Origin of the sequence: Streptomyces bullii (genome assembly GCF_042657145.1) — a bacterium.
GTDB lineage: Bacteria > Actinomycetota > Actinomycetes > Streptomycetales > Streptomycetaceae > Streptomyces > Streptomyces bullii.
Genome location: NZ_JBHSNY010000041.1, coordinates 1 through 1,191, shown reverse-complemented (window position 1 = coordinate 1,191; position 1,191 = coordinate 1). Strand labels below are relative to the sequence as shown.

The 1,191-nt window shown below is 69.3% G+C and carries 2 protein-coding genes; both read right to left on the bottom strand.

From position 1 onward, the window contains the following. Positions 1-15: 15 nt before the first annotated feature. On the bottom strand, positions 16-570 hold the full coding sequence (locus tag ACFPZJ_RS39775) for a transposase (protein ID WP_381031964.1): 555 nt from the start codon (positions 568-570) through the stop codon (positions 16-18). Next, positions 540-1,142 (bottom strand): helix-turn-helix domain-containing protein, encoded by a 603-nt coding sequence (locus tag ACFPZJ_RS39770; protein ID WP_381031966.1) that lies wholly within the window; start codon positions 1,140-1,142, stop codon positions 540-542. The genes ACFPZJ_RS39775 and ACFPZJ_RS39770 overlap by 31 nt, the downstream gene beginning before the upstream one ends. Positions 1,143-1,191: the final 49 nt, after the last annotated feature.

The window sequence follows — 1,191 nt, the reverse complement described above, 5'->3', positions numbered from 1 at the left end:
CTAGTGCTGCGTTCCTCAAAGGATGTACACATATCGGCGGTGTAAGCGCCTGGTGGGTGGTGCGGGTCTGCCCCAGATCCAGGGTCGGGCGCGGGCGTTGAGCTGGTCGGTGGCGACGCGGGTCGCGTGGGTGATGTGGTCGCGATCGCCGAAGGAGCGCCCGGCGAGAGCGGTCTTGCGAAACAGTCGCCACCAGCCTTCCTGCAGGTTGAGCCAGCACGCGCCGACCGGGATGAACGCGTGTGTGATGCGGGGGTGCTCCTCCAGCCAGGCGCGGGTGGACACGCTGTTGTGGGAGGAGAGGTTGTCGGTGATGACGTAGATGTCCCCGTGCGGGTTGGCGTCCTCGACCAGCTGGAGGAACTGCTGGTAGTAGGCGCTGTTGCGGGACGGGGCGGTCATGGTGATCTCCTGCCCGTCCCGGGGGCGCAGGGCTCCGTAGACCCAGGTCTTCTCCGGGCCGCGGGAGTAGTCGATCTCGCTTTTGATGCGGTGTCCGTCCGGCGACCAGCCCGGTGCCGGCGGGAAGGTGCGTGGGATCACCGGTCCGAGCTCGTCGGCGCAGACCACGGTCGCACCGTCGGGCGGGCTGGTGTAGAGCTCGATGATCCGCGTCCTTTTCCCTCGAAGCCGGGGTCCTTCGACCGGGCCCAGGACCGGGTACGGCGCCAGCGCACGCCCTCGGCCAGCAAGATCCTGCGCACCTGGGAACGGCCCGCCTGGATGCCCAGCTCCTGTGCGGCGGCGGCCAGGGCATCCAGGGTCCACTCCGCCGGCCCGGTCTCATCCGCGGCCCACATCTCGTTCGACGGCTGGACCTCGAGCCGGCCGGGCGGGGTCTGCTTGACCATCGCGATGATCCGGGAGCGTTCGGCCTCGGTGATCCTTCTCTTGCGGCCCTGCCCGCCCAGATCCTCCAGACCCTCAAGCCCCGAACGGTTGAAGCGGTGCAGCCAGCGGCGCACGGTCTTCTGACTGCACCTCAGCTCGTCGGCGATCTGCGGGACCAGACAGCCGTCCCAGCTCAGCTCCACCATCCGGCACCGCTCCACCAGAACCCTCGGCGCCTTCCTGGCAGCCGCCAGACGGTGGACCACCGCTTGCTCGCCCTCGTCACGGCCCGGCCGTGCCCGTAACACCATCGTCCAGCACCCGCCCCCGAGCACCCGCAACCACCCCGCTACCAACAGC

What these genes read in the sequence shown, in the direction of transcription:
- ACFPZJ_RS39770 (WP_381031966.1), bottom strand. Translation starts at nt 1,142, where the DNA reads ATGGTGTTACGGGCACGGCCGGGCCGTGACGAGGGCGAGCAAGCGGTG.